Consider the following 6,526-nt stretch of genomic DNA (forward strand, 5'->3'; position numbering starts at 1 on the left):
AAAAGGTCGTCTGAAAATTTCAGACGACCTTTTTTCATTTCATCAACAGCCTAGTGGAATCAATCCAGCTTTTTAAAGTGGCGGCGGCGTTCCAGTTCGCTCAGGTAACGCTTGCGCAGACGGATGGACTGCGGCGTGATTTCAACGAGCTCGTCATCGTCGATAAACTCGACCGCACCTTCCAGCGTCAGCTTGATTGGGGTAGTCAGGCGCACGGCTTCGTCGGTGCCGCTGGCGCGGATGTTGGTAAGTTTTTTGCCTTTGAGCGGGTTGACCACCAAATCGTTGTCGCGGCTGTGGATGCCGATAATCATGCCTTCGTAGATTTTGTCGTTGGGCGATACGAACATACGGCCGCGGTCTTCCAGATTCCACAAGGCATAAGCGACGGCTTCGCCTTGCTCTTGGGAAATCAGTACGCCGTTGTGGCGGCCGGGCATATCCGGTTTTACAGGCGCGTAGTCGTCAAACACATGGCTCATTAGGCCGACACCGCGCGTCAGGGTCATGAATTCGCCTTGGAAACCGATCAAGCCGCGCGCGGGAATATGGTATTCGAGGCGGGTACGGCCGTTGCCGTCGCTTTCCATATTGGTCAGTTCGCCGCGGCGGCGGCCGAGTTCTTCCATTACCGCGCCTTGGTTTTCGTCCGGTACGTCCACGGTCAGGTTTTCATAAGGTTCGCATTTTTGACCGTCGATGTCGCGGTACACGACGCGCGGCTTGCCGACTGCCAGTTCAAAGCCTTCGCGGCGCATGTTTTCCAACAAAATGGTCAGGTGCAGTTCGCCGCGTCCGGATACGCGGAACACGTCGGCATCGGCGGTATCTTCCACGCGCAGGGCGACGTTGGTTAGCAATTCTTTTTGCAGGCGGTCGCGGATTTGGCGGCTGGTTACGAATTTGCCTTCGGTACCCGCCAGCGGGCTGGTGTTCACCATAAAGTCCATCGTCAGCGTCGGTTCGTCCACGCTCAACATCGGCAGACCTTTGGGATTGTCTTTGTCGGTAATGGTCACGCCGATACCGATGTCTTCGATACCGGAAATAATCACGATGTCGCCGGCTTCGGCTTCTTCAAGCGGTACGCGCTCCAAACCTTTGAAACCCAAAAGCTGGTTGATGCGGCCTTGGGCGATTTGTTGATCGTGGTTCATGACGGCAACGACTTGGCCAGGTTTGATACGGCCATTCAGGATGCGGCCGATGCCGAGACGGCCGGTGTAGTTGTCGTAGTCGAGTTGGGAAATTTGCAGTTGCAGCGTTTCGTCCGCGCTGCCGCTCGGTGCGGGCGTGTGTTTTAAGATGGTGTCGAACAGCGGACGCATGTCGTTGCTCTCGTCGGTTTCTTCCAGTTTGGCGAAACCGGACAGGCCGGAAGCGTAGACAATCGGAAAGTCCAATTGCTCGTCGGTTGCGCCCAAGTTGTCGAAGAGTTCGAAAGTTTGGTCGATGACCCAGCTCGGGCGGGCGGACGGTTTGTCGATTTTATTGATGACGACGATCGGTTTCAGTCCCAAAGCCAAGGCTTTTTTGGTAACGAAACGGGTTTGCGGCATCGGGCCTTCCTGCGCATCTACTAACAATACGACGCAGTCCACCATACCCAAAACGCGCTCCACCTCGCCGCCGAAGTCGGCGTGTCCCGGGGTGTCGACGATGTTGATGTGGTAGCCTTCGTAATCGATGGCGGTGTTTTTGGCGAGGATGGTAATGCCGCGTTCTTTTTCAAGGTCGTTGCTGTCCATCACGCGTTCGTCAACCTGCTGGTTGGCGCGGAATGTACCGGATTGGCGCAGCAGTTGATCAACTAATGTGGTTTTGCCGTGGTCGACGTGGGCGATGATGGCAATGTTGCGAATTTGTTTCATGGTGATATGTATTTCAAATGATTTTTATCAAAAAGTAACTCGCGATTATATCACGGTTCATCTTATCGGACGGAGGGGGAGTAGATTAAATTTGAATCGGTACGGCGTTTATCCCGGTTCAACCATCAGTCACTATGCACACTGCGGCACAGTTTGACGATAAAAGCATTTGAGAATAATTAATAATAAAATTTGATTGGGTTTTGTAATTTATTTGCTTTTATTTATGGTTAAAGAGTGTAAATGTTTTTGAATGTTGAAATGGATTCTTAATACCAATGGCAACAAATATCTATATAAAACAAGGTATTGAATTTTCAGACGACCTTTTAAGGCTTCTGTTTCTTTTGATAATTGTTTGTATTTTAAATAGAAAATTTGTCAAGCGTCAGGCTTTTTCATACAATTCAGCCATCAAGAAACAACACGCAATGTTTTTTACAGACACTTTACAATTTCAAAGAAAGAGAAAGAATTATGCAAGGCAATCAAGCTGTTATCGATTATATGAACGAACTGTTGTCCGGCGAGCTGGCTGCACGCGATCAATACTTCATCCACTCACGCCTGTACTCCGAATGGGGCTACAACAAACTGTTCGAGCGTCTGAATCATGAGATGGAAGAAGAAACTACCCATGCCGAAGACTTCATCCGCCGTATCCTGATGCTGGGCGGTACGCCTAAAATGACCCGTGCCGAACTGAACATCGGTACCGACGTGATTTCCTGCCTGAAAGCGGATTTGAACACCGAGTACGAAGTACGCGATGCATTGAAAAAAGGCATCAAACTGTGCGAAGAAGCACAAGACTACGTTACCCGTGATTTGATGATTGCCCAGTTGAAAGACACTGAAGAAGATCACGCCCACTGGCTGGAACAACAACTGCGTCTGATCGAGCTCGTCGGCGAAGGCAACTACTACCAAAGCCAACTGTAATTAAGCGTATAAGGAGCTGAAAATGAAAGGCGATCGCTTAGTTATCCGCGAGCTGAACAAAAACTTGGGCTTGCTCTTGGTTACCATCAACCAATATTTCCTTCATGCCCGCATTTTGAAAAACTGGGGCTTTGAAGAATTGGGCGAACATTTCTTCAAACAGTCCATCCGCGAAATGAAATCCGCAGACGATTTAATCGAGCGTATTTTGTTCTTGGAAGGCCTGCCTAACCTGCAAGAATTGGGCAAGCTGCTGATCGGTGAATCAACTGAGGAAATCCTGTCCTGCGATTTGACGAAAGAACAGGAAAAACACGATGCCCTCATCGCTGCCATCGCCATCGCGGAACAACAGCAAGACTACGTCAGCCGTGATTTGTTGGAAAAACAAAAAGACATCAACGAAGAACACATCGACTGGCTCGAAACCCAGCAGGAGCTGATCGGCAAAGTCGGTTTGCCGAACTACCTGCAAACAGCGGCGCAAGAGGACTAAAACACAAACTACTGCCAAATATAGCAGTCCCTGCACCCATAAACGGCATATCCTTTCGGATATGCCGTTTTTCTTTTAATATAGTGGATTAAATTTAAATCAGGACAAGACGACAAAGCCGCAGACAGTACAGATAGTACGGAACCGATTCACTTGGTGCTTCAGCACCTTAGAGAATCGTTTTCTTTGAGCTAAGGCGAGGTAACGCCGTACTGGTTTAAAGTTAATCCACTATAATTTGTCAGTAAAAGAGACGGTTCCCTGCTTTGTTAAGAAGTGAATATGCAGCATATGTGGTTTTAAACTGAAATAAAATTATATGAATAATAATAAGTTATAAATATTTTTGTATTATTTCCCTTGCTGCTCTTGAAATATTTAGAATTTTTGTTTTAAACTGCACACATTACCTATTCCATTATTTATGTATTCTGTCATGCAAACAGCGCATCATTCATCTGCTTTCTTCTATTGGTACCACACAAACGTGCGGTACTTTTTTGCGCTTGTCTGAAACAGATTAGAGATAGGATACGCAAATCAGAGCCGCCTCATTTGAGCGGCTTTTTTGTTACCTATACATGGCCGCATCAATTGAAATATGAAATAAAACACAACTGAATCAGGATTACAGCCATGACACCCTCCATACACGCCCAAACAAAAAACCTTCCTTTACACCGCTGCCAAATGATTGTTGACGGCAACAGCCATCACACAACAGCTTCCCAAGCCTTGCCGGGCAGTGCAGATACGCTGATTAGCGAGGCATTGATTCCGCAAATCCGTATGGTTGCCACTTTGATTGCAGGCGAAAGGCACGATTTTGAAGCAGACAGTCCTGCTGTCTTTACGGAGGAAGCCGACTTTTTTGCCGCACGCATCTTGGTATTGGGGGTACACCGTTTCCATCTGGATATCACGTTGTTGCCCATGCTGAAAACCGCCAACCAGCGCGCCCAAGCGTTTGCCAAACGCCACCACCTTCCATTTACCCCTGCCCAAATGCATATGAGCCTGCATGCCCGCCGTCCTGACAACTTGCTGATTGTCGAAACCGAACACGAAATGGAAAATCATGGCAGCCTGATTGCCAACAGCCTTGCTTTCGCAGCCAAACTCCCCCGCCTGCCTTTGTAAACCATATTGACGCACTTGATAAAAATCAAATTTGCACCATATTCCACGGCAAGGCGCAGTATATTGACGCGCAGTTTGCCGATAACGCTCGGCTTAGACAATACCACTTCAAAAAGGATAAAAAAATGAAAAAACTCATTGCCTTAGCCGCACTTTCCTCACTTGCTCTCGCTGCCTGCAAAGACAATACACAAGCCCAGCTTGAGCAGCAGCAAAAACAAATCGAAGCGCTTCAGCAGCAACTTGCCCAACAACAAGACAATACGATTTACCAACTCACGCCGGAAGGTGTGAAAGATACCATTCCTGCCGAAGCACAAGCCAACGGCAACAATGGTCAGCCTGTGACCGGAACAGACGGACAACAATATATTTATGACCAATCCACTGGCAGCTGGTTGCTGCAAAGCTTGGTCGGTACGGCGGCAGGCGCATTCATCGGTAACGCGCTGGCAAACAAATTCACACAAGCGCGTAATCAAAACAGCCCGATTGCCCAACGCGCACGCGCCCATTATTATCAAACGGCCCGTCCCAACAGCCGTACCAGCCAGCAACTCAATACCCGCAGCCTGCCTGCGCAACAACAGGCGGCGCAACAACAACGTTACCGTCAAACAACCCAGCAGCCGTCCAATTATCGCCGCCCAATGAGTCGCGGTTTTGGCCGCCGCCGCTAAAGCCATTTGATTGTTTTAAACGGGTTTCCGATTCGGCAAAGAATGCTGATCAGAGAAAGACAGCGTAACAGAATTCGCAGATTTGCCGATTAAAACAGATGAAGGTCGTCTGAAAATTCAGACGACCTTTGTTTATGCATCGCCGTAAAATGCAAGATGCCTTTAGTTAATACTATAGTGGATTAAATTTAAATCAGGACAAGGCGCCGAAGCCGCAGACAGTACAGATAGTACGGCAAGGCGAGGTAACGCCGTACTGCTTTAAAGTTAATCCACTATACAAGATGCCTTCAGTCAATACCCTTTATCAAAAGAAAAGGGGAATGCGGTTGCATCTGCATTTTCAGACGACCTGAGTTTCAAGTAAAATCTACCTCGTCTGAAACACACTCAATCTCTCAGTAAGGAAAACATCATGAGCAACCATCACAAACTTATCATCCTCGGCTCAGGTCCTGCCGGCTACACCGCCGCCGTCTATGCCGCCCGCGCCAACCTCAAGCCCGTCATCATTACCGGTGTCGAACAGGGCGGACAACTGATGACTACCACCGAAGTCGACAACTGGCCCGCCGACGCCGAAGGCGTACAAGGCCCGGAACTGATGGCGCGCTTCCTTGCTCACGCCGAACGCTTCGGCACCGAAATGATTTTCGACCAAATCCACACCGTCGATTTACAAAACCGACCCTTCACCCTCAAAGGCGATATGGGCGAATACACCTGCGACGCCCTGATCGTCGCCACTGGCGCATCCGCCAAATATCTGGGGCTGCCCAGCGAAGAAACCTTTGCCGGCAAAGGCGTATCCGCCTGCGCGACTTGTGACGGTTTCTTCTATAAACAACAAGACGTGGCCGTCGTCGGTGGTGGCAACACCGCCGTAGAGGAAGCCCTTTACCTCGCCAACATTGCCAATACCGTTACCCTGATCCACCGCCGTGACAGCTTCCGCGCCGAAAAAATCATGGTGGACAAACTCATGCAGCGCGTTGAAGAAGGCAAAATCATCCTCAAGCTCAACAGCAATCTGGAAGAAGTCTTGGGCGACGAAGGCGGCGTCACCGGCGCTCGCCTGAAACGCAACGACGGCACCACCGAAGATATTGCCGTCAAAGGCGTTTTCATCGCCATCGGCCATAAACCCAACACCGACATTTTCAAAGGCCAGCTCGATATGGATGAAACCGGCTACCTGAAAACCAAAGGCGGTACGGGCGACAACGTCGGCGCGACCAATATCGAAGGCGTATGGGCGGCAGGCGACGTCAAAGACCATACCTACCGTCAAGCCATCACCAGCGCGGCTTCCGGTTGCCAAGCCGCACTGGACGCCGAACGCTGGCTCGACCGCCAAGGGTTGTAAAATATAGTGGATTAAATTTAAATCAGGACAA

At 49.4% G+C, this 6,526-nt stretch carries 6 protein-coding genes and 1 pseudogene; 6 read left to right on the forward strand and 1 reads right to left on the reverse strand.

Features of this window, described 5'->3' with window-relative positions; all coding sequences use genetic code 11:
• Window positions 1-59: 59 nt before the first annotated feature.
• The gene (gene typA, locus HMPREF3277_RS06910) at window positions 60-1,871 is read right to left on the reverse strand and encodes a translational GTPase TypA (RefSeq protein WP_003765802.1); all 1,812 of its coding nucleotides are present in this window, start codon (window positions 1,869-1,871) and stop codon (window positions 60-62) included.
• 477 nt (window positions 1,872-2,348) lie between these two features.
• Between typA and bfr (HMPREF3277_RS06915) the strand changes: the two genes are divergently transcribed.
• The 6 genes and pseudogenes from bfr (HMPREF3277_RS06915) to trxB all read left to right on the forward strand — a co-directional run bounded on the left by bfr (HMPREF3277_RS06915) (window position 2,349) and on the right by trxB (window position 6,495).
• Window positions 2,349-2,813 carry a bacterioferritin gene (gene bfr / locus HMPREF3277_RS06915; RefSeq protein ID WP_003755417.1) on the forward strand — a complete coding sequence of 155 codons (465 nt, stop codon included), beginning with the start codon at window positions 2,349-2,351 and terminating at the stop codon, window positions 2,811-2,813.
• A 22-nt stretch (window positions 2,814-2,835) separates the two neighbouring features.
• Window positions 2,836-3,309: a bacterioferritin gene (bfr, locus tag HMPREF3277_RS06920; RefSeq protein ID WP_003755415.1), complete on the forward strand. Its 474-nt coding sequence runs from the start codon at window positions 2,836-2,838 to the stop codon at window positions 3,307-3,309.
• Window positions 3,310-3,945: 636 nt separating this feature from the next.
• Window positions 3,946-4,449, forward strand: coding sequence for a hypothetical protein (locus HMPREF3277_RS06925; RefSeq protein WP_049223289.1), 504 nt, complete (start codon window positions 3,946-3,948; stop codon window positions 4,447-4,449).
• Window positions 4,450-4,574: 125 nt separating this feature from the next.
• Window positions 4,575-5,129 (forward strand): hypothetical protein, encoded by a 555-nt coding sequence (locus HMPREF3277_RS06930; protein ID WP_003755407.1) that lies wholly within the window; start codon window positions 4,575-4,577, stop codon window positions 5,127-5,129.
• A gap of 173 nt (window positions 5,130-5,302) precedes the next feature.
• Window positions 5,303-5,449, forward strand: a pseudogene (locus HMPREF3277_RS15300) (IS5/IS1182 family transposase); the annotation flags it as partial.
• Window positions 5,450-5,544: 95 nt separating this feature from the next.
• The gene (trxB, locus tag HMPREF3277_RS06935) at window positions 5,545-6,495 is read left to right on the forward strand and encodes a thioredoxin-disulfide reductase (RefSeq protein ID WP_003767378.1); all 951 of its coding nucleotides are present in this window, start codon (window positions 5,545-5,547) and stop codon (window positions 6,493-6,495) included.
• Window positions 6,496-6,526: the final 31 nt, after the last annotated feature.

The organism is Neisseria sp. HMSC70E02 (genome assembly GCF_001838645.1).
Taxonomy (GTDB): Bacteria; Pseudomonadota; Gammaproteobacteria; order Burkholderiales; family Neisseriaceae; genus Neisseria; species Neisseria macacae.